This window comes from Paenibacillus taiwanensis DSM 18679, assembly GCF_000425125.1.
GTDB classification, from domain to species: Bacteria; Bacillota; Bacilli; order Paenibacillales; family Paenibacillaceae; genus Paenibacillus_B; species Paenibacillus_B taiwanensis.
In genome coordinates, this window is record NZ_KE384307.1 from 734,966 (window position 1) to 756,289 (window position 21,324).

The 21,324-nt window shown below is 45.0% G+C and carries 20 protein-coding genes and 1 CRISPR repeat array; of the genes, 17 read left to right on the top strand and 3 right to left on the bottom strand.

Annotation, left to right across the window (positions count from 1 at the left end; translation table 11 throughout):
* The first annotated feature begins 291 nt into the window (after window positions 1–291).
* The 4 genes from pxpB to H509_RS0117310 all read left to right on the top strand — a co-directional run bounded on the left by pxpB (window position 292) and on the right by H509_RS0117310 (window position 3,318).
* Entirely contained in the window at window positions 292–975 is a 684-nt protein-coding gene (gene pxpB / locus H509_RS0117295; protein WP_028546192.1) for a 5-oxoprolinase subunit PxpB, read from the top strand.
* Window positions 972–1,967 (top strand): 5-oxoprolinase subunit C family protein, encoded by a 996-nt coding sequence (locus H509_RS0117300; protein WP_028546193.1) that lies wholly within the window; start codon window positions 972–974, stop codon window positions 1,965–1,967. The genes pxpB and H509_RS0117300 overlap by 4 nt, the downstream gene beginning before the upstream one ends.
* A gap of 1 nt (window position 1,968) precedes the next feature.
* Window positions 1,969–2,727, top strand: a complete 759-nt coding sequence (locus tag H509_RS0117305) for a LamB/YcsF family protein (RefSeq protein ID WP_028546194.1) — start codon at window positions 1,969–1,971, stop codon at window positions 2,725–2,727.
* Between the two features lie 285 nt (window positions 2,728–3,012).
* A complete protein-coding gene (locus H509_RS0117310) occupies window positions 3,013–3,318 on the top strand; it encodes a hypothetical protein (RefSeq protein ID WP_169450935.1) in 306 nt (101 codons plus the stop codon).
* Here H509_RS0117310 and H509_RS0117315 read toward each other — a convergent pair.
* Complete coding sequence (locus H509_RS0117315) at window positions 3,302–3,619, bottom strand: hypothetical protein (RefSeq protein WP_157277779.1); 318 nt, start codon at window positions 3,617–3,619, stop codon at window positions 3,302–3,304. The genes H509_RS0117310 and H509_RS0117315 overlap by 17 nt on opposite strands.
* A 644-nt stretch (window positions 3,620–4,263) precedes the next feature.
* Between H509_RS0117315 and H509_RS0117320 the strand changes: the two genes are divergently transcribed.
* From H509_RS0117320 to H509_RS25750, 9 genes are all read left to right on the top strand, one after another.
* On the top strand, window positions 4,264–6,765 hold the full coding sequence (locus tag H509_RS0117320) for a CRISPR-associated helicase/endonuclease Cas3 (protein ID WP_028546197.1): 2,502 nt from the start codon (window positions 4,264–4,266) through the stop codon (window positions 6,763–6,765).
* 142 nt (window positions 6,766–6,907) lie between these two features.
* On the top strand, window positions 6,908–7,633 hold the full coding sequence (cas5c, locus tag H509_RS0117325) for a type I-C CRISPR-associated protein Cas5c (RefSeq protein WP_028546198.1): 726 nt from the start codon (window positions 6,908–6,910) through the stop codon (window positions 7,631–7,633).
* On the top strand, window positions 7,630–9,525 hold the full coding sequence (gene cas8c, locus H509_RS0117330) for a type I-C CRISPR-associated protein Cas8c/Csd1 (protein ID WP_028546199.1): 1,896 nt from the start codon (window positions 7,630–7,632) through the stop codon (window positions 9,523–9,525). Before cas5c ends, cas8c begins: the two co-directional genes overlap by 4 nt.
* 73 nt (window positions 9,526–9,598) lie before the next feature.
* Window positions 9,599–10,456: a type I-C CRISPR-associated protein Cas7/Csd2 gene (gene cas7c, locus H509_RS0117335; protein WP_028546200.1), complete on the top strand. Its 858-nt coding sequence runs from the start codon at window positions 9,599–9,601 to the stop codon at window positions 10,454–10,456.
* Window positions 10,446–11,105, top strand: coding sequence for a CRISPR-associated protein Cas4 (gene cas4, locus H509_RS0117340; RefSeq protein WP_028546201.1), 660 nt, complete (start codon window positions 10,446–10,448; stop codon window positions 11,103–11,105). The genes cas7c and cas4 overlap by 11 nt, the downstream gene beginning before the upstream one ends.
* Window positions 11,102–12,133, top strand: a complete 1,032-nt coding sequence (gene cas1c, locus H509_RS0117345) for a type I-C CRISPR-associated endonuclease Cas1c (RefSeq protein WP_028546202.1) — start codon at window positions 11,102–11,104, stop codon at window positions 12,131–12,133. The genes cas4 and cas1c overlap by 4 nt, the downstream gene beginning before the upstream one ends.
* A gap of 9 nt (window positions 12,134–12,142) precedes the next feature.
* Window positions 12,143–12,433: a CRISPR-associated endonuclease Cas2 gene (cas2, locus tag H509_RS0117350; protein WP_028546203.1), complete on the top strand. Its 291-nt coding sequence runs from the start codon at window positions 12,143–12,145 to the stop codon at window positions 12,431–12,433.
* Between the two features lie 178 nt (window positions 12,434–12,611).
* Window positions 12,612–13,317: direct repeats of the CRISPR family, unit length 32 nt; unit sequence GTCGCACTCTACACGAGTGCGTGGATAGAAAC.
* A 137-nt stretch (window positions 13,318–13,454) separates the two neighbouring features.
* Window positions 13,455–14,303 (top strand): stalk domain-containing protein, encoded by an 849-nt coding sequence (locus H509_RS25745; RefSeq protein WP_051287303.1) that lies wholly within the window; start codon window positions 13,455–13,457, stop codon window positions 14,301–14,303.
* Window positions 14,304–15,340: 1,037 nt separating this feature from the next.
* Window positions 15,341–15,499 (top strand): aspartyl-phosphate phosphatase Spo0E family protein, encoded by a 159-nt coding sequence (locus tag H509_RS25750; RefSeq protein ID WP_211234345.1) that lies wholly within the window; start codon window positions 15,341–15,343, stop codon window positions 15,497–15,499.
* Between the two features lie 73 nt (window positions 15,500–15,572).
* Here the strand turns inward: H509_RS25750 and H509_RS0117375 are convergent, their stop codons facing one another.
* Window positions 15,573–15,998: a PH domain-containing protein gene (locus H509_RS0117375; RefSeq protein WP_028546206.1), complete on the bottom strand. Its 426-nt coding sequence runs from the start codon at window positions 15,996–15,998 to the stop codon at window positions 15,573–15,575.
* A gap of 487 nt (window positions 15,999–16,485) precedes the next feature.
* On the opposite strand from H509_RS0117375, the gene citZ reads away from it, so the two are divergent.
* The 4 genes from citZ (at window position 16,486) to H509_RS0117395 (ending at window position 20,582) form a co-directional block, all read left to right on the top strand.
* On the top strand, window positions 16,486–17,598 hold the full coding sequence (gene citZ / locus H509_RS0117380) for a citrate synthase (RefSeq protein WP_028546207.1): 1,113 nt from the start codon (window positions 16,486–16,488) through the stop codon (window positions 17,596–17,598).
* 140 nt (window positions 17,599–17,738) lie between these two features.
* A complete protein-coding gene (icd, locus tag H509_RS0117385) occupies window positions 17,739–19,037 on the top strand; it encodes an NADP-dependent isocitrate dehydrogenase (RefSeq protein ID WP_028546208.1) in 1,299 nt (432 codons plus the stop codon).
* Window positions 19,038–19,052: 15 nt separating this feature from the next.
* The gene (mdh, locus tag H509_RS0117390; protein ID WP_028546209.1) at window positions 19,053–19,994 is read left to right on the top strand and encodes a malate dehydrogenase; all 942 of its coding nucleotides are present in this window, start codon (window positions 19,053–19,055) and stop codon (window positions 19,992–19,994) included.
* A 168-nt stretch (window positions 19,995–20,162) separates the two neighbouring features.
* Entirely contained in the window at window positions 20,163–20,582 is a 420-nt protein-coding gene (locus H509_RS0117395) for a hypothetical protein (protein WP_028546210.1), read from the top strand.
* Window positions 20,583–20,712: 130 nt separating this feature from the next.
* On the opposite strand, the gene yfbR is transcribed toward H509_RS0117395, so the two are convergent.
* Window positions 20,713–21,300: a 5'-deoxynucleotidase gene (gene yfbR / locus H509_RS0117400; protein WP_028546211.1), complete on the bottom strand. Its 588-nt coding sequence runs from the start codon at window positions 21,298–21,300 to the stop codon at window positions 20,713–20,715.
* Between the last annotated feature and the right edge of the window lie 24 nt (window positions 21,301–21,324).

The window sequence follows — 21,324 nt, forward strand, 5'->3', positions numbered from 1 at the left end:
GTCGCACTCTACACGAGTGCGTGGATAGAAACACGTCGAGATGGGCTGTTGTTTTTATTTTATCTGGGGGTGTCGCACTCTACACGAGTGCGTGGATAGAAACAGTACATTAGCAGGTGACAGACGGGTATACAAAGCCGCACTCTACACGAATGTGGAAAGTAACATATAATTTATTCACTACATATCCAAATTTGAACAACAAGCGGAGGTCCAATGGGCTTCTGCTTGTTGTTTTTGGCATTCCATGCTAATGTGGGGGCGTAAATAGTGCTAAGGGGGAGTCATGTTGTGCGATACTTTCCACTGGGGGATGCTGCAATAGTTGTCGAATTCGATTCTGTGATTGGGCCAGCGTCTAATGAGAAGGTTCAATTGTTGGCTGCATATTTGGATCATCATCCGATTGTGGGGATGATCGAGTATGTCCCTGCTTTTACAACGGTGACGGTATTTTATAATCCATTCCTCATACGGTATGCAGATGCGCAAGCGAGGCTGGAAGTGGCTGTGCAGCAGGCAGAGGGGATACAACTGGAACAGACGACACGTTTAGTCCAAATTCCAGTCTGCTACGGAGGCGATTTCGGTCCTGATTTGGAGGAAGTTGCTAGACATAATCAACTGACAGCGGACGAGGTTATTCGCATCCACAGTAGCGCCGAGTATCAAGTCTATATGATCGGATTTGCGCCAGGATTTCCGTATCTTGGTGGTATGTCGGAGCGTATTGCTGCACCGAGGCGCTCGTCCCCGCGCCTGATCATTCCCGCAGGGTCAGTGGGCATTGCAGGTTTGCAAACGGGAGTTTATCCTATTGGCACACCTGGCGGTTGGCAGTTAATTGGCCGCACACCAGAGCCGTTATTTCGGCCGGATATGAGCCCGCCAACCTTGCTGCAAGCAGGTGATAAGGTTCGTTTCCAACCGATTACGGAAAAGGAATATGAGAGCTGGGAGGGGCTTGAGGCATGACGATCAGGGTACTATCACCCGGTTTGCTTACAACTGTTCAAGACTTGGGACGCGTTGGATACCAGAAGTTTGGCGTACTGGCAAGCGGGGCAATGGACACGATGGCGCTCACAGTAGCTAATTTGCTGGCGGGAAATGAGGAGGATGCGGCAGCCATCGAAATTACGCTGTTAGGACCTCAGTTGATGTTTGAGCAGGACACAGTTGTAGTCATTGCGGGTGGCAACTTGTCACCTGTAGTGGACGGTGTAGCTATTCCGCTTGGAAGGCCTGTCTATATACCAGCGGGCAGCAGACTTACATTTGGCAAGGCTGTATCTGGCTGCCGTACTTATGTTGCAGTGGCTGGCGGAATTCAGGTGCCAGACATTATGGGCAGTCGCAGCACCTATTTGCGGGCCGGTATAGGAGGATTTCATGGTCGAGCTCTACAGGCTGGGGATGTACTGGAAATAGGAGTAGCAACGCGCAGCTGGAACGTGCATTTTAAGAATATAACTAAAGTTGGGGTGCTGCCCTGGGGGGCAAGCCATGAGCTACAGCCAATCTATCGGGACCATGCTGTGCTTCGTGTGGTAAGAGGGCCAGAGTATGACTTTTTTACGGAAAAAAGCAAGCAGATGTTCTGGGAGAAGCCATTTCGTGTCACCCCTCACTCTGACCGCATGGGCTATCGTTTGGCAGATGTACCTTTGTCGTTGACAGATCCGCTTGAAATGGTATCCGCGGCAGTAGCCCTCGGCACGATTCAGGTCCCACCGGAAGGGAACCCGATCGTGCTGCTGGCAGATAGGCAGACTGCGGGTGGTTATCCGCGTATTGCCCATATCATCCGTGCAGATGTACCGTTAATTGCACAGGTCAAGCCAGGTGGTTTGGTACATTTTACAGAGGTGTCTCTTGAGGAAGCTCAGGAGTTATACATACAGCAGGAATACAGCATTCAGCAATTCAAACAGGGAATCGCAGGGAAGCTTGTCAGGAGGGATTAGGATGTACAAGGTGGATATGAACTGTGATATGGGAGAAAGTTTTGGCAGTTACCAGATAGGTGCAGACGTAGAGATATTACCGTATGTTACATCCGTGAATATTGCTTGCGGGTTTCATGCTGGTGATCCGTCCGTCATGAAACGGACAGTTTCGAATGCGCTTGCGCATGGGGCTGCGATCGGTGCACATCCGGGGTTGCCGGATCTTGCCGGATTTGGCCGTCGAAATCTGGATATAACACCGGAGGAAGCATACGACATGGTCGTGTATCAGGTTGGTGCATTGTTCGGGTTTGTGAAGGCGGCAGGAGGGAAGATGCAGCATGTGAAGCCCCACGGCGCGCTGTACAACATGGCTGCTACTAATCGTTCCCTTTCAGATGCGATTGCTCGTGCTGTCTATGACGTGAATCCGGAGCTGATTTTGTTTGGATTATCGGGCAGCGAGTTGGTACACGCCGGGCAGGAAATAGGGCTTCGTGTCGCCCATGAAGTATTTGCAGATCGGACGTATCAAGCGGATGGCTCCTTGACCCCGCGTCGGCAAGCAGATGCACTCATAACGGATACGGAACAGGCGGTACAGCAAGTAGTTCGTATGGTACAGGCTGGAGTGGTTCGCTCAGCGCAGGGACATGACATTACGATTCAGGCGGACACCGTGTGTATTCATGGAGATGGTGTCCATGCGCTTGTATTTGCCCAAACTTTACGGCAGCGACTAGAGGAGACGGGGATTGTCGTTCAATCCATTCTGTAGCGTGTGTATGACAATGAGGCTGACAGACCTCAACATCATTTTGGAGCGGGACTTCTGAGATGGAAGGACAAGTTCTGACCATTTTACTTATCAAAAGAAGTGAGAGAACTAGGGCAGGGCTGTCCTGAAAGTCAGTCTAAACTGACTTGACTACGACGCCCCCATTTTGTTGAGTGTTAAAAATAAGCACAAAACCCCGTCCTTTGTGAAACGGAAGTTACGACACCAACATTTCACATATGCGGATTTATGCTTATGAAGTAAGATCACCTGAAAAACGGTAAATTGAAACCCGGCTATGATGTGCAAATGGTGACCAAAAACCAGTTCATTTTGTTCTACAGCCCGTACCAACGCCCTACCGATACGCGCCGCTTCATTTCCCATATGAAGCGCCTGGCTGGGTCTTCTTTACCGATGCCCAAGGCGGTGATAACCGACGCAGGCTATGGCAGTGAGGGAAATTATTTGTATATGATAGGGAAAGACAAACAATCAACGGATGTGCTCCTGCCTTACGGCAGCTATAATGAAGGAGAAAACACGTCGTTACAAAAGGGACATCCGGCGTGCCTCAAACTGGACGTATGAAGGGCACGATGATCAGTTCGTGTGCCCGAATGGCCGCTACGTTCGCTTTCAGAAATACAAAACGATAAAGGAGAGCATAGAGAGCGATGATATCTTGTTGAATAGGCTGGCTTTGGTGGACAGACGATCCGTTATGTGCGATAAAAAACACTCTTTTGGTGTAGCTATCGGACAGGATATCCGCTATTGCCTCCAAACTACCACCAAGCGGGGATGAAATACGCAAATAGCGTACCTCTTGTCCGCTAAGCGGTCTAATAATCCTTACATACACTCCATAACGGATCTCTTGTCCGGTCACGTATTCCCGCCACTATCGCACCGCCATATCGATGATCCGCGTGCTCTGCACCTAAGTTGTAACGGGGTCTTTTAATGTGTGCATATCTGTTTTTGTTAAAAGGAAGCAAGGGAGGAAAACGATCTGCACATCGACATATTGTATCATTATGAAATATTTTGTTTGGTTTGAAAATGATTAGTGGAAATGTAACCGTATCGCCCTAGCTCGTTACAGATAGGCAGACGATGGATAGCGTGTGCGAGTAGAATGGACGGAAAACATTACGTTTTCCTGCCCAACTTTTTTTATTTTGGGGCTGTTCGGACAGCCCCGTTTTTTGGTTGGATATACCTGCACGAATGGGAGATGAACCGCCCCCGTATGCTAGCATGCCTGTACATAAGCCCTACTTACAGATACAAAGGACGAGGTTGGAATAGCGTCAAGAGGGATATTGCACCAATTTTTGCACATATGGGCAGGATGTTTTGTCTTCACTGTCGAATACATAATATTTATGAGAGATTTTGTAAACTTTTGGAATGTAATCACGAATTATGACATGAAATTAGCCCCAGAGAAGGGGAGATACACGAGGAGGAACTCGTGCACAATCGTTTAACAGTCACTGCTGTTGTTTGCTAGGAAGGAAGGGATGCAACGTGAGATCAATCGCTCATATACGTGCTAGTGATAAGCAGGTGCAGACGGTTGAAGAGCACTTGTTAGGTGTACGCAAGCTGGCGGAGAAATACGGAGCAAAGCTGGGCGTTAAACATGTGACAGGGTTAGCGGGCATGCTGCACGATATGGGGAAATATACAGAAGAGTTTGCAGACTACATTTTGGCAGCCGTAGCAGCCAACAATACCAGCGTCTCCAAGCCTAAGCGGGGCAGTGTTGATCATTCGACCGCAGGTGGCAAGCTGTTATATGACTTGTTTCATGGGGATAAGTCACCTTATCGGGTTCTGCTTGCGGAAATTGTGGGTAATGCCATCATCTCCCATCACTCCTACTTAAAAGACTTTCTAGGCCCTGCACTGGATTCCGACTATTTAAAGCGGGTAGTAGACAAGGAACTGAAGGAATATGAACGAAGTAAGCAGACTTTTTATGAACGAGTACATCTTGAAACAGAATTAATTGCTTATGTAGATCAGGCTGCTGTTGAATTGGAGCAGTATTTGAATAAGGGAGCGGATAACGAGCCGCTTGAGCTGCAATTGATGTTTCTGACGAAGTTTACGTTTAGTGCGCTTATTGATGCAGATCGAACGAACACACGGGGTTTTGAGATGAACTTGTCTGATGAGCCTGAGCTTGATATAACTCCACTTTTCCACACGTATTATGATCGCCTGCTAAAGAAGGTACATACGTTCCAATCCGCTACTGATGAAGCTACGCTTATTAATAAGCAGCGACACGAGATGTCAGAGCGGTGTGATCAAATGGCAGAGCAAATGCCAGGCATACGTACCTTATCTATCCCGACAGGGGGCGGCAAAACATTCGCCAGCCTCAGATATGCTTTGAAACACGCCTTCACTTTCCACAAAAAACGAATTATATATATTGTCCCTTATACGACCATTATCGAACAAAATGCAGCAGAAATTCGCAAAATAGTAGAGGATGACACCCACATTTTGGAGCATCACTCTAACGTCGTTCATGAGAGACGAGATCCAACAGAGCTACCAAGGACTGACAACGAAGATCAAGCGCTTGATGGACTTGCTATAACGGAGGAACAGAAATTAGAGCTGGTGAAGGACAATTGGGATGCGCCGATCATTTTTACGACGATGGTGCAATTTCTAAATGTATTTTTTTCCCGAAGCAGTCGCAACATTAGGCGGCTTCATAACGTGTGTGAGGCTGTTCTTATATTTGACGAGGTCCAAAAGGTGCCTACATCCTGTGTATCGTTATTTAACCTGACGTTAAATTTTTTGCAAAAATATGGCGGCTCCAGCATCGTATTGTGCACAGCAACACAGCCAGCGCTCGATTTTGTCGAGCACAAGCTGGACCTGAAGGTGAATGCAGAAATGATCCCCAACATTGACGATGTTAATAGAAAGTTTAAACGTGTGAATCTGGTCGATAAGGCGACGGGACAAACGTTTACGACAGACAAGCTCGCGCAATTCGTCCATGACACTATCCGTGACGTGAAAAGCGTGCTCATCATCTTAAATACAAAAGCTGTGGTCAAAGCGCTGTATGAGCAATTAGGTGATCACATTGTTGATGAGCAGGGCACAGTGATCCGTGTATATCATCTAAGCACATACATGTGTGCAGCGCATCGCCAAGCCGTTCTCGAACAGGTTAAACAACATTTGGCGAACAAGGAAAAGGTCATCTGTGTCAGTACACCGTTAATTGAGGCGGGTGTGGACATAAGCTTTGCGTGTGTCATCCGTTCTTTGGCTGGATTGGACTCGATTGCGCAGGCAGCTGGCCGTTGTAACCGGCATAGGGAGCAAGACATTCAACAGGTATACATCATTGACCACGCAGAAGAGAATTTAAAGCAATTGCAGGAGATTCGGATAGGGAAAGCAATTGTCAGCGTCATGCTCAAAGACATGATGTGCGATCCGAACGCGCATGGAGGTGACTTATTGTCACATGCAGCTATGAGCCGATACTTTCAAGAGTATTACACGGAGCGTGCCTCTGATCTGGACTATACCGTACCTAAGCTTGGTAAAAGCTTAACCTCACTTCTGTTTGCATACGGAAATGATACGGATGGGTACTATCAGGCTTATGTACAGCAGAAGAAGAAGCCGCAAATGGAGGATGCCATCCGTACGCTATGTTTGAAGAACAGCTACGGCACAGCCGCAGAGCATTTTAAAGTCATTGAGGACCTGACGACTCCTGTGCTCGTTCCTTATGGAAAGGGCGAAGCGATCATTGCCGAGTTAAATGGGGGCGGCACGATTGATGAACTGTCGGATTTGCTGCGCAGCGCGCAGCCCTATACGGTAAATCTGTATGAATATGATGTGCGAAAATTGGATCTAAGCGGGGGCATAAGTCGTTGTCTGGACGGAAAAGTGTTTGTGCTAAAAGAAGGGGCGTACGATGTTACGTTTGGTGTAGACGTCGAAAATGAGAGTGGAATAGAATTTTTGAATCTGTAAAATGCACAAATATAACTCGTTGCAGTAAGGCCAGCACAGGACACGAAACGTTCATAGATGATGGCGTCATCTCTATTGAACCTATATTCACATGTTCATATAATGGAAATAAAAGAAAAATAAGGAATGGAAGTGAGGCGTCATGAGGAACAGCATCGAGTTTGAGATCGTTGGTAACTATGCGCTGTTTACAGATCCATTAACGAAGCTGGGCGGCGAGAAGTTATCCTATCAGATACCGACCTATCAGGCGTTAAAAGGGATTGTGGAAAGTATTTATTGGAAGCCGACGCTGCTGTATATCATTGATGAGCTTCGGGTTATGAAGCCGATTCGAATGGAATCTAAAGGCATTAAGCCGATCGATTATGGCGGGGGCAACACACTAGCTCATTATACGTACTTGCGAGATGTTCACTACAAGTGCCGCGCGCATTTTGTGTTTAACCCTCATCGTCCTGACTTGGCTTATGATCGCAACGAACACAAACACCACAACATCTTAAAGCGCTCACTAAAAGCAGGGGGACGTAGAGACATTTTTCTAGGGACTAGGGAATGTCAAGGTTATGTGGAACCTTCTGTGTTTGATGAGGGAGAGGGCTTTTATGATAACTACGATGGCGAGATTCATTTTGGAACGATGATTCATGGCATTAACTACCCAGATGAAACGGGGAGAAATCAGATGGAGACACGGTTGTGGAATCCAGTCATGAAAAATGGGGTGGTCACGTTTATTCCGCCCGAACAATGTGTACAAGTACGTCAGCTAGCGGGCGAACCCACACCGAAGTTGTTTAATGCATCGAACGTTCAATCCGTAGATGAATTGTATGAACAAATGGCAGAGGGGGGGAATTCATGAGTTGGCTGCTGCATTTGTATGAAACGTACGAAGCTAATTTGGATCGAGTTGGTGTCATCGAGAAAAAAAAGTATAACGAGCAGGAATATACGCTGCTGCCAATCTCACATACGACGCAGACCGCTCATATTGAAGTGCTCGTAACGGAGGAGGGCGAGTTTCATTTTGCCACCGTTGTGGATAAAAGTGATGCAAGCACTTTAATTCCTTGTACAGAGGATTCAGCTAGCCGAGCGGGCTCTAAAGTTGCCCCATACCCTTTGCACGATAAGTTAAGTTATGCAGCAGGCGACTATACGGCTTACGGGGGAGAAGTAAAAAAGGAAGACCCCTTTTCAGCTTACATTCAGCAGTTGGGTGATTGGGCTTCATCCCCATATGCTCATCCCAAGGTTCAAAGTATTTACACTTATGTGCGTAAAGGCTGCTTGATTCAGGATTTAGTTCGATCAAATATACTGGCAGTGGATACGAATAACAAATTAATTGGAAAGTGGGATAAGAAGTATACAGATTTGTACAGGGAGAAGCCAGCTATATTCTCCGTATTGGCAGGGGAACAGGAAAGTGCCTTCGTTCGGTTCACGGTTTATTCGCCACAGCAGCAGTTAGCCAAAGTATGGAAAGATCAAGCCGTGTATGACTCCTTTATTCATTATTACAACGACAAGTTGGGAGATGAGCGGTTATGTTATGTAACCGGAAACCAGCTTCCAGCCACTTCAAAGCATGCCAACAAAATAAGAAATGCAGCAGACAAAGCGAAGCTTATCTCGGCAAATGATACGAGCGGGTTTACGTATCGCGGCCGCTTTAACGACAGTGCTGAAGTCGCCAGTATTAGCTATGACGTATCCCAGAAAGCGCATAATGCACTAAAGTGGCTGATTCAACGCCAAGGTAAAATCATTGACCAGCGTGTATTTCTTGTATGGACAAATGATGCACAGGAAATTCCTGCTCCAGAAGAGGACACACTGGCTGTCCTTCGCCGAAGACCTCTCGTACAGCAGCGTAAGTCCGTCACGAGTGATGTATTGGCGAGCGAGTTGGCCAAGGCACTGGGTGGGTACAAAAATGAACTGGCATCGAGCCGTTCACACGTCAATTTGCTTATTTTGGATTCGGCTACGACAGGCCGTATGGCGGTGCTTTACTATCGTCACATGGAACAGCAGCAATACTTCGAAAAGTTAATCCAATGGCATTCCACTTGTGCTTGGCTCCACCGCTATCGCAAAGATGAGGACGGCAATTATGTGGCTTTTTATGGTGCGCCTGCAACCCAAGATATCGCTTATGCAGCCTATGGCTCTAGGGTGAATGACAAAGTTGTCAAAGGATTAATGGAACGGCTGCTGCCCTGTATCGTGGACGGGCGGGCCATTCCAACAGACATTGTAAATAGTGCATTTCATCGAGCTTCTAACCCTGTATCTATGGACAAATGGGAATGGGAAAAGACGCTTAGCATCACCTGTGCTTTATTGAACAAAAAGGAGGGGTATCCGGTGGCATTAGACAAGGAACAAGATGATCGTAGTTATTTGTTTGGACGTTTATTGGCGGTTGCTGATGTATTAGAGCGGCGTGCATTAGGCTCCGACGAAGCTCGTTCCAGCAACGCGATTCGTTACATGAATTCGTTCTCGCAGCATCCAGAACGGACATGGAAGACGATACAAGCCAGCTTGCAGCCGTATCAAGCACGCTTGGGTTCAAAAGGGTATTATTTATCCGGCTTAATAGATGACATTGCATCCCGCTTTAAATTTGATGATTTTAATAACAAGCCGTTAACCGGCAAGTATTTACTGGGCTTCTATAGTCAAAGACATGATCTGTTCCAGAAGAAGGATAAGCAGGAGCAAGTAGAAGAAGCTGTGGAGTAAGTAACAGGGGGCACAGAGTAGCCGAAGAACTTGGACCTTATTGCTAACAAACCTAATTAAAGGAGATGTACACATGTCCACTTTAGATCACAAAATTGATTTTGCAGTTATTTTTACCGTAACCAAGGCAAACCCCAATGGTGATCCCCTCAATGGAAACAGACCGCGCCAAAATTATGATGGATATGGTGAAATTTCAGATGTTGCCATTAAACGCAAAATTCGAAATCGGTTGCAGGATGCAGGCGAATCGATTTTTGTCCAGTCCAATGATCGAAACACAGATGCATTTAAGAGCTTAAGAGAGCGTGCTGAAGCAAATGCTGCTTTAGCCAAGATCATGAAAGCAAAAGACGGTTCTAGCGAACAATTTGCACAGTTGGCTTGCGAGGAATGGATCGATGTACGCAGCTTTGGACAAGTGTTTGCTTTTAAAGGATCGGATAAAGGGGTTTCTGTCGGGGTACGCGGGCCTGTATCGGTACATACCGCGACAAGTGTTGCACCAATTGACATTACAAGTATGCAAATAACTAAAAGTGTAAACTCTGAGCCAGGCAAAGAGAAAGGTTCAGACACAATGGGGATGAAGCATCGAGTAGACTTTGGCGTATACGTGTTCCAGGGCAGCATCAATACACAACTTGCCGAGAAGACGGGCTTCACCTATGAGGATGCGCAAAAGATCAAGCAAGCGCTCGTTACTTTATTTGAAAATGATGCTTCCTCAGCTAGACCAGATGGAAGTATGGAAGTCGTGAAAGTGTACTGGTGGGAGCATAACTCCAAGCTAGGTCAATACTCGTCTGCGAAAGTACATCGTTCCATGCGGGTTGAAGCGATCACAGACGAGCCTAAACAATTTAAAGATTATCAAATTATGTTGACGGAGCTGGAAGGGTTGAAGGTAGAGATTATGGATGGTCAGTAACGATGAAGATCAATATTTGATGCTGTCGGGGCTCCAACATTTTCGGTTCTGCAAGCGGCAGTGGGCGTTAATCCATATTGAGCAGCAGTGGCAGGAAAATGTTAAAACGATCGAAGGACAGCATCTTCATCGAAATGCGGATAAGCCGTTTACTAGGGAAAAGCGCGGGGAAAAGCTGATAGTCCGCGCGATGTCTGTGAAATCGCACACCCTTCAAATTACGGGTACTTGTGACGTAGTGGAATTTATTCGGGACGAACGTGGTGTAGAGATTTATGGGGCAGAGGGCAAATATTTGGCCTATCCGGTTGAGTACAAGCGCGGCAAGCCTAAGAAGGACGAGTCGGATGTGCTGCAATTAGCCGCTCAAGCCGTCTGTTTGGAAGAAATGCTGTTGTGCGACATTTCAACAGGGTATTTGTATTACAATGAGATTCGGCAGCGAGTTGAAGTTCCACTCACGGCAGAGCTAAAGGAATCAGTTCGACAAATTACAGGCGAGATGCAGGATTACTATAAGCGGAGATATACACCCAAAGTAAAGACAGGGACTTTTTGTAAAAGCTGCTCGCTTCATGCCCTTTGCTTGCCAGCGCTCATGAATAAACGGTCGGTAAAGAGCTACATCGAAGGGAAGATCAAGGAATGAAACGGCTTCTAAATACGTTGTATATTACGCAGCCGGACGTGTATTTAGCGTTGGATGGCGACAATATCGTTGTCATGAAGGAAAAAGAGAAGCTGGGCCGCTATCCGCTTCATAATCTGGAAGCTGTCGTATCGTTTGGATACACAGGAGCAAGTCCAGCACTGATGGGGTATTGTGCGGAGCGGGATATTTTTATTACTTTTTTAACGACAAGCGGGCGGTTCCTGGCACGAGTTATTGGACAAAGCAAAGGGAATGTTGTGCTGCGAAAAAAGCAGTATCTTTGGTCTGAGGATGAAGTTCAATCCGCCAAGATCGCACGCAACTTTATTTTAGGCAAGATTTATAATCACAAATGGATGATAGAGCGAATGACGAGGGAACACCCGCTGCGTATTGATGTGGATCGGTTCAAAGAGGTGTCCCAACATTTATCGACCCTTATAACGGAAGTTAGAGTGTGCGAGGATTTGGAACAACTTAGAGGCTGGGAAGGGCAAGCGGCCGTTCGTTATTATAAAATATTTGGCGAGATGATTTTGCAGCAGACAGACGATTTTTATTTTCATGGTCGTTCACGCAGACCGCCTCTGGACGCTGTAAATGCGATGTTGTCACTTGCTTATACTTTATTAGCTAGAGATACGGCATCCGCGTTGGAGGCGGTAGGGCTGGATGCTTATGTCGGGTTTTTACATCGGGATCGGCCTGGTAGAGCGTCTCTTGCGTTGGATATGATGGAAGAATTGCGCGGAATATATGCAGATAAGTTTGTTCTCAGTTTGATTAATAAGAGACTTGTGAACAAGGACGATTTTTTTAAGAAAGAAAATGGGGCTGTTCTTATGACAGATGACGCCAGAAAAACATTTTTGGCGGCATGGCAGCAGCGAAAGCAAGAAAAGATGGAGCATCCCTATTTAGGCGAGAAAATAGTGTGGGGTTTAGTTCCACATGTGCAGGCGTTGTTATTAGCTCGTTATTTGCGTAATGATTTAGATGAGTACCCTCCTTTTTTATGGAAGTAGGTGGTATAATTGTTAGTGCTCATTACTTATGATGTTAAGACCACCAGCAGTGCGGGACAGCGACGCTTACGTAAGGTCTCTAAAATGTGCCAAAACTACGGTCATCGTGTCCAAAATTCGGTCTTTGAATGTAATGTGGATGCTGCTCAATTGGTTAGTTTGAAGTTACAGCTGCTAGAAATGATTGATCCGAAGGAAGATAGTCTTCGTTTTTATCAATTAGGCAACCATTATAAAAATAAGGTTGAGCATGTTGGGGTGAAGCCATCGATAGATATGGATGCGCCGTTAATTTTGTAGTGCGGATGTGAGGTGCACATGAAATCCCCGGGGGACCCGCACCAATTATTTTCTTTATTATTCCATATTTTATAATTTTTTATTGTTGGTATTTGATAGTTTTGATTGAAAATTACTTTTTATTGAGTTATTTGATCAATATAAGCGCGTGCTTAGCCACTTTTGGTCAAATTTCGCTGTCGCACTCTACACGAGTGCGTGGATAGAAACGCAACATAGAACGCTAAAGGGATTGCTACAGCAAGTCGCACTCTACACGAGTGCGTGGATAGAAACTATCTTCTAGGGGTAAACGAGGTCTTGGTATATGAGTCGCACTCTACACGAGTGCGTGGATAGAAACAGCGCTCTGGTATGCACCTTTTCAGATGCTCCAAGTCGCACTCTACACGAGTGCGTGGATAGAAACATTTGCTACTTTTGACTTAAGGAGTGGAGTGAATGTCGCACTCTACACGAGTGCGTGGATAGAAACGTTCATTGCGACCAATAGATATGGGCATCCACGTAGTCGCACTCTACACGAGTGCGTGGATAGAAACCTCGCAATTATATAATTTATTTATTTCGTGCTCGCAAGTCGCACTCTACACGAGTGCGTGGATAGAAACAACATGTCAGCAAGTTCTTTGTCAGTAGCAATAGTCGCACTCTACACGAGTGCGTGGATAGAAACACTGACGATCCACTACGTGGTCGATATCTACAATCATGTCGCACTCTACACGAGTGCGTGGATAGAAACCTCAAACTGTGTAAGTTCTTCCCAACGTATAACGTCGTCGCACTCTACACGAGTGCGTGGATAGAAACTGATTGGCAGACCTACAAAGGACCCTGAATTACGCTACAGTCGCACTCTACACGAGTGCGTAGATAGAAACAACCAGTCAGGTATAAGTGTTGCATCTTGGATATGTAGTCGTACTCTATACGGCCACAATTTTGCTTGACCAAGTCATTCCTAGTCTTACGTTTGGAGATTACCCGTCGTCAAGGAATTAAAGTGGAGGTGCACGTTTTGAAAGTACTAAAGTGTATCCATGTGATGATTATTTCAACTCTTGTTTTATGCGCAGCTACTGTTGCCTATGCATCGAATGCAGAAACAGTAGTTTTGAAGAAAGCTCCAGTTCACTTACAAATTAATGAATATAATGTTCTCTTCACAGATCCCAAACCACCGTATGTTGACAACAATAACCGTTTGATGATTCCTCTAAGAGCCATAAGTGAACTGCTTGGAGCAAAAGTGTCATATTCAAGCACAGACAAAAAAGCGTCAATTCAGATGGGAGAAAATAAACTATCAATTACCGCTGGAGCAAAAGAAATAAATATTAATGGGCCCACTAAACGAATGGACACTGTTCCTGTTGTCTATAAACAATCTTTATTTGTTCCCCTACGCATATTAATTGACCACTTCCATCTACCAGTAACTCGATTTTCAACGACAGGTATTGTCAACATCGAGAGTAAATCTTTGCTGGAATGGGACATGATGCAAGCAGTGAAAGAATCCGATATAACGCCTGAAATCTCAAATCTGAATGCATTTGCTCCTTTACATTATGATTTGAAGATCAACACAGAAAAAGGTAAGCTGCAAGAAGGTGAAATAAAAATAACATCCAAAAACATAAGTAAACATAATATTACGCAAGGCAAGGAAGACATGCACGTCATTTTCCTGTATAACAATGGCTTTGAAATGGAAATCGATCGAGATACTACAGATCATGTTAGTAACAGAGTTCGTCCTGCTTTTAAAGTCGATGAAGTATTTGAAAGAAAATTAACTTTTGATGCTCCTAACTATACTGAAAAACTAAAATATATTTTGGCGGTGGGTAGAACTTTCAAATAAGTAAAGAAGACCACTACCTTATTGATTCTAACGGGGTAGTAGTCTTTACCTATTCTAACTTTGAAAATTAGCCTTACTCAATAAACGTAAAACCAATACGTAGACATGTAAACGGAGGCAAAATGAAAACGATCTTGAAAAACTATTTACAAGAAGTATCTCAAAGAAGTCGAGCAAGGAACCTTGCAAATAGTGTTGTTAATCTTCTAGTTATAACCTTTTTTCTCACAATCGGAATTACAAAAGGATATTTAGACCATGTACTCGTCTTATCGTTAGTTATATTAGGCTGTTCCATTATTTTTGCGAAAGTGTGGATTGCGCTTTATTATGTGATCAGGAAAGCTGGTTAAACTCCAGCCTAACTGAACTGAGGTCCTTTTCCTCAGCAAAACGGCATCATGATGGAGCTGTTGTCCTCGTGGGAAGCAGACCATATCATCGTTACTCCTTCTATGAACCAACGTCTTGGGAATTTACTTCAGGTCATACAATTCGCTCAAGTTATCTGGAGTAAAATCTAGCTTCTTTCCGCCTTGATTCATAATATAAATGTGGTCAGGTGGACTATCCAGGCTTTTACCCGTAATTACCAGCTGTTTCTCTCCTTCAATTGCGTACTTTCATATATATAATCCTGAACCGATGTCCTCAAAAGAATACGAGCTGAAATCGCCCCAATTCAGTGATGCACCCTTTTCAGACAAGCTTTTTAACTCATCTAACGAGATATATTCACGTGGCCCCTCGTCCCTATTACTTTGGCATGCGGTACACATAATTAAAACGAATAGCAATGTCATTACAAACTTATAGCACTTTGCTATTGTCATTAAAACAGCCCCTCCAAATCCATATTTTTACTACAAATCAGTAGCTATGAATGAAACCTTACAAATGTAAAGCTTAATATAGAAAGTGCCGGTGATCTGGTTTTAATGTTGGTTTCACAAAAATTAATTTTCGATAATTCAAAGAAACCTATGATATATTTTCCGAGCGAGAAACGTAAAGGACTAGAGAAGGTGGGCTGTAAAGTGAAAGAGAAGCTCGAGGAACTGCGATCCCTAATGAACGGATTGTATAGAGAGGGCACGAGCTTGACCGATGCTAAGATGATAAAGCTGAGTCAACGCTTTGATGAAATTGTGACGAGCTATCATCGATCCACACAGAAACAGATGCCTACCGGATAGGTGAACGCCTAGTTGCTTTTATTTGTAATCTAAAAGCCACCCGTTAAGGTGGCTGTATCGGTTTGGAGCTATTTTAACTGTTTATTCGTTTATTATTTTGATGAGCTAAAGTAATCAATGCAACATAGAAAGGCTGCACGTTAAACTTTTTGCCAAACTCAAATCTGTAAGTTGCCGTCTGAATGTTGTTGGCCTTGTAGTATGGCGACGTAATATAATGAATCGTAATCTCGCTATCATCCAAGCCGGTTCCTGCCGACTCCATCGTAACTTCATAGATCGAATTTAAGTGAATGGAGGCAATTCTCGTTTTTTTACCGGTAACGCCTTGGTGGTCAATCAGCAATAATCTGTCATCTGTAATGATAAACGTGTCACGTACTAACCGAAAGCCCATTTCGATCTTTTCTTCCGGCATCAAATAAGGACCATACTGATTGGTCAAATCCTGAATCGAAACCTCTGAATAGTTGCCAAGTAAACCGCCTAAAATTCCCACTGTAATTCCTCCTTGATGTGTTAAATAGGTGCTGTTTTATGATTGTGATATTCATACAAATTCCCTAGATAAACCCAATCTCCTGCTTCATTCTCCAAAAAATGTACAGTGCGTCCAGAAGTGAGGAAGGCAGCTGATTAAAGCATCCTGACTTGTCCAATCCTGTATAGTTTCAGCAGTATATAGTGGGATGTTCACGTAATGTTCACAAAATAGAGACTGACGGTTGTAGAGGCATCTTAATTAAGAATGGTTGAAAACGCACACATTTCCATCCTTTTTGCTGCTGCAAACAAAATATTATATATACGCGATAAAGCATTTCTATCCCGTAGATTAGGCAGAATGCGTTCACATAACTGACAAAATCAATTATGATTTAGAATATAAAATTTAACTCCGATCACCGAAATGAGACATCACGTGGGCGCATACACTTATTAACTCGTACGTATTCCGAATGCAATGTGTAAAGGAGAGAGGACAGATGACAGCAACAAAAGGTTTGGAAGGTATTGTTGCAGCGGCTTCATCGATCAGCTCGATCATCGATGGCGTATTAACATATCGCGGATATAATATTGACGATCTGGCTGAACAGGCTACATTTGAAGAAGTCGTATATTTGTTATGGTATGGCAAGTTGCCGAATCAGGCAGAGCTTGCTGAGCTGCAATCGCAATTAAATGAGCATGCAGCGATTCCATCTGCTGTTATTGATCAACTGAAGCTGTTTCCGTCCGATGCGAACACGATGGCAGTGCTTCGTTCTGCCGTGTCTGCACTAGCCTTGTACGACGAATCGGCCAATGATATGAGCCATGAAGCGAATTTGCTGAAAGCCATTAAGCTACAGGCTCAAGTGCCGACCGTTATTGCCGCACATGCGCGCATTCGCTCTGGCCATGAACCAATCACACCTTTATTAGACCGCTCTATCGCCTACAACTTTTTGTATATGATGAGTGGGCATGAGCCTGATCAAGCTGCTGTAGCAGCTATGGACAAAGCGCTCGTCCTGCACGCGGATCATGAGTTGAACGCTTCTACATTTGCGGCTCGCGTGACGGTTGCGACGCTGTCTGACATTTATTCAGGCGTCACTTCTGCGATTGGTGCTCTTAAAGGGCCGCTGCATGGCGGTGCAAACGAGGCCGTTATGGTCATGCTGGATGAGATTGGATCGTTTGACCGTGTAGATGACTACATTCAAGCGAAGCTGGATAACAGAGAAAAGATTATGGGCTTTGGTCATCGTGTATACAAGAATGGGGATCCGCGGGCGAAACATTTGCAGAAGATGTCCGAGGAGCTTGGCAAAGCACATGGCAATCTGGAACTGTACAATATGAGTGTTCGCATTGAGGAACTGATTACAGGGCAGAAGGGCTTAAAGCCAAATGTTGATTTCTATTCGGCTTCAACCTACACGATGTTAGGCATTCCGCGTGATCTGTTTACACCAATATTTGCGATTAGCCGGATGTCCGGTTGGACTGCTCATATACTGGAGCAATATGAGAATAATCGGATTATTCGCCCGCGTGCAGAATACACGGGACCTTCCGGTCAATCTTATGTTCCAATTACTGAACGTTAATGAACTAAATTGTTATATTTTTTTTGAGAATGGTTGTCACTGTAAATGGCGGGTTGCTACAATGGAAGAGTAGCTCCCGTCACCTGTTTGTATGAATGCTGTCATAGGGGCGGCAATAACCACTAGGAGGAACGTCTATTATGTTGCAATTAGACCAATTTGCACCACCTACAGAAGGCGAGAAAATTACGATTCAAGACGGTAAGCTGCAAGTGCCTAACCATCCGATCATTCCTTTTATTGAAGGTGATGGCACGGGCCGTGACATCTGGCGCGCATCCAAGCGCGTATTGGATGCAGCTGTTGAGAAAGCGTACAATGGCGAGCGCAAGCTTGGTTGGTACGAAGTATTTGCAGGGCAGAAGGCGTTTGACAATTACAGCGAATGGCTGCCTAACGATACTTTGGAAGCAATTCGTGAATATATCGTGGCGATTAAAGGACCTTTGACAACACCAATTGGCGGCGGTATTCGCTCATTAAATGTAGCTCTTCGCCAAGAGTTGGACCTGTACACATGCTTGCGTCCGGTTCGTTATTTTGCAGGCGTACCTTCTCCAGTTAAACGTCCTGAACTTGTTGACATGGTCATTTTCCGTGAGAACACAGAGGACATTTATGCGGGTATTGAATATGCATCCGGTTCGGATGAAGTGAAGAAGCTGCTTCAATTCCTGCAACAGGAGATGGGTGTCAAGAAGATTCGTTTCCCTGAGACTTCCGGTATCGGTATTAAGCCTGTATCTTCAGAAGGATCGAAGCGTCTTGTGCGCGCTGCAATCGAGTATGCGATTGCTCACGGCCGTAAGAGTGTAACACTCGTACACAAAGGTAATATTATGAAATATACAGAAGGCGCGTTTAAGAACTGGGGCTACGAAGTAGCTGAGCAAGAGTATGCAGAGCAAACGTTCACATGGGATCAGTATGATCGTATTAAAGAAGAGCAAGGCGTTGAAGCTGCAAACAAAGCACAAGCTGATGCACTTGCGGCTGGCAAAATCTTGATCAAGGATGCGATTGCAGATATCGCACTTCAACAAGTATTAACACGCCCGACTGACTTTGATGTCATTGCAACACTTAACCTGAACGGCGACTATTTGTCCGATGCATTGGCTGCACAAGTAGGCGGTATCGGCATCGCGCCAGGGGCTAACATTAACTATTTGACTGGACATGCAATCTTTGAAGCGACACATGGAACAGCGCCTAAATATGCGGATTTGGATGTCGTTAATCCAGGTTCGGTTATTTTGTCCGGTGTTATGCTGCTTGAGCATTTGGGGTGGCAGGAAGCGGCTGATCTCATTTATAAAGGCATGGAGTCTTCGATTAACAACAAGACTGTCACTTATGACTTCGCACGTTTGATGGAAGGCGCGACAGAAGTGAAATGCTCAGCATTTGCAGACCAGATTATCAAACATATGAGCTAAGGAGCGATTACAACGATGGCAATTCGTCGCGGCAAAATTACAGTTGTTGGCGCAGGCTTTACAGGAGCGACAACAGCATTGATGATAGCGCAAAAGGAACTTGGAGATGTCGTATTGCTGGACATCCCTCAATTGGAAAACCCTACAAAAGGCAAAGCGCTTGACATGCTTGAGGCTAGTCCTGTGCAAGGCTTTGACAGTAACATTCTTGGCACTTCCAATTATGCGGATACGTTGGATTCTGACATCGTTATCATAACGGCAGGCATTGCACGCAAGCCAGGCATGAGCCGTGATGATCTTGTCAGCACAAATGCTGGCATCGTCCGTTCTGTATGCGAGAACATTAAGACATATTGCCCGAATGCTTATGTAATCATTCTGAGCAATCCAGTTGACGCGATGACATATGCGGCTTTTGAAGCTCTTGGCTTCCCTAAGAACCGTGTAATCGGTCAATCGGGTGTGCTTGATACAGCACGCTACTGTACCTTTATTGCACAGGAACTGAATGTGTCTGTTGAAGATGTACGCGGCGTAGTATTAGGCGGACATGGCGACGATATGGTTCCGCTCGTTCGTTATACGAATGTAGGCGGGGTGCCGATTGAGAAATTGATTCCACAGGATCGGATCGAAGCTATCGTTCAACGCACACGCGTGGGCGGAGGCGAGATTGTAAATCTGTTGGGCAACGGCAGCGCTTATTACGCACCGGCAGCTTCACTTGTGCAGATGACAGAAGCGATTTTGAAGGATAAGAAACGTATTCTTCCGGTTATTGCTTTGCTTGAAGGCGAATATGGCTATAACAATCTGTTTATGGGCATCTTGGCTGTAGTTGGTGGCGACGGTATTGAGAAAATTATCGATATCGAGTTAACAGCGGAGGAGAAAGCGGCATTGGACAAGTCCGCTCAATCGGTTCGTAACGTCATCCAAGTGGTGAATGGGTAAGCGATTGGTTGACATGTCGCTGAAATGAAACGAAAATGTTGCGTATGTGTGACATTTGTTATAGAGAGTCGGCTATTTTATAGTCGACTCTCTTTGTTTAAAGCGGTATATTTTAGTATAATAATGAAGATAGAGAACATATATAACATGAACATGGAGGGAATAAAGATGTGGCAACCGTTTATGCTTGTACATATTATTGGTGCGGTTCTGATGGGGTTCTATGCATTGGCACCATTCGTAGCGGGCAAGCTGAAGACCGTATCGGCAGCAGGACAAGAAGGCGTATTAACAACCATGATTACAGCTAACCGAATCGCGCAATTTATGCTTATTGTGAATTTTATTACTGGCGGTTACTTGATGAGTCAAGGCAAATACAGCTATGTGTGGATGGGAATCGTTACCTTGTTGTTCCTCGCCATAGCTGCTTTTAGCGGAATTATGGGCAAGAAGATGAAGCTTGCTTTGCAATCGGTAAAGAACAATCAATCCAACAAGGAAGCTTTGGGCCAAATTACGACGTTTAGTACGTTGATTTTTGTGATGTTTATCGTAACGGTTGTGTTGATGGTGTACAATTTTTAGCGGATAGTCATCATCATGACAAGTCACGAGGGATGGCTACAACAGCGTAGTCATCCCTTTTATTTAGAGACGGGTGCATAGGTAAGTATTGCATGGACATGGGATTATACGTGCTAGCTGCCATGTTCATTTATTCTAAACCAGACATTTCATCTAATGACATCGTAAAGCTTGGAGCTAACGTAGTCATGAAATAGTCAACCTCCTCCATCTCCAACTGCTTTATTTTCCCCTCGATTTGCTGCTTGGCTACGACAAACTCCCGGTTTCCAGAGGCAACTTCAAATGTACATTTTAAATAAGCGTCCAGTAAATCAGCAGCTTTGACGTACTTCCGCAGTTGGTGCTCTTGTGTAGGGTGAATGAGTGGGGTGTAGATGGACTTGAGTGCAGGCGGTACCATATCGACGAGGCGTTCCGCAGCCAACTGCTCAATCTCACGAAAATTAGCCAAAATGCGTGGATTGTGATGCTTGACAGGTGTCGGAATATCTCCTGTAAACACCTCCGTGGCATCGTGGAACAGGGCTATGGATACGGCTAGATTTGTGTCTACCGCTCGCTTAAATATTTCGTTGGCAATCGTGCACAGCACATGCGTAGTAAGTGCGACGTGAAAGGAATGCTCGGCTACGTTCTCTTTAGTCGTATTACGCATCAGGCTCCACCGTTCAATGTGCTTTAATCGATACATATAAGCATAAAAGTGATGATGCATAGAAGGTTCTTGATTGGCCTGATT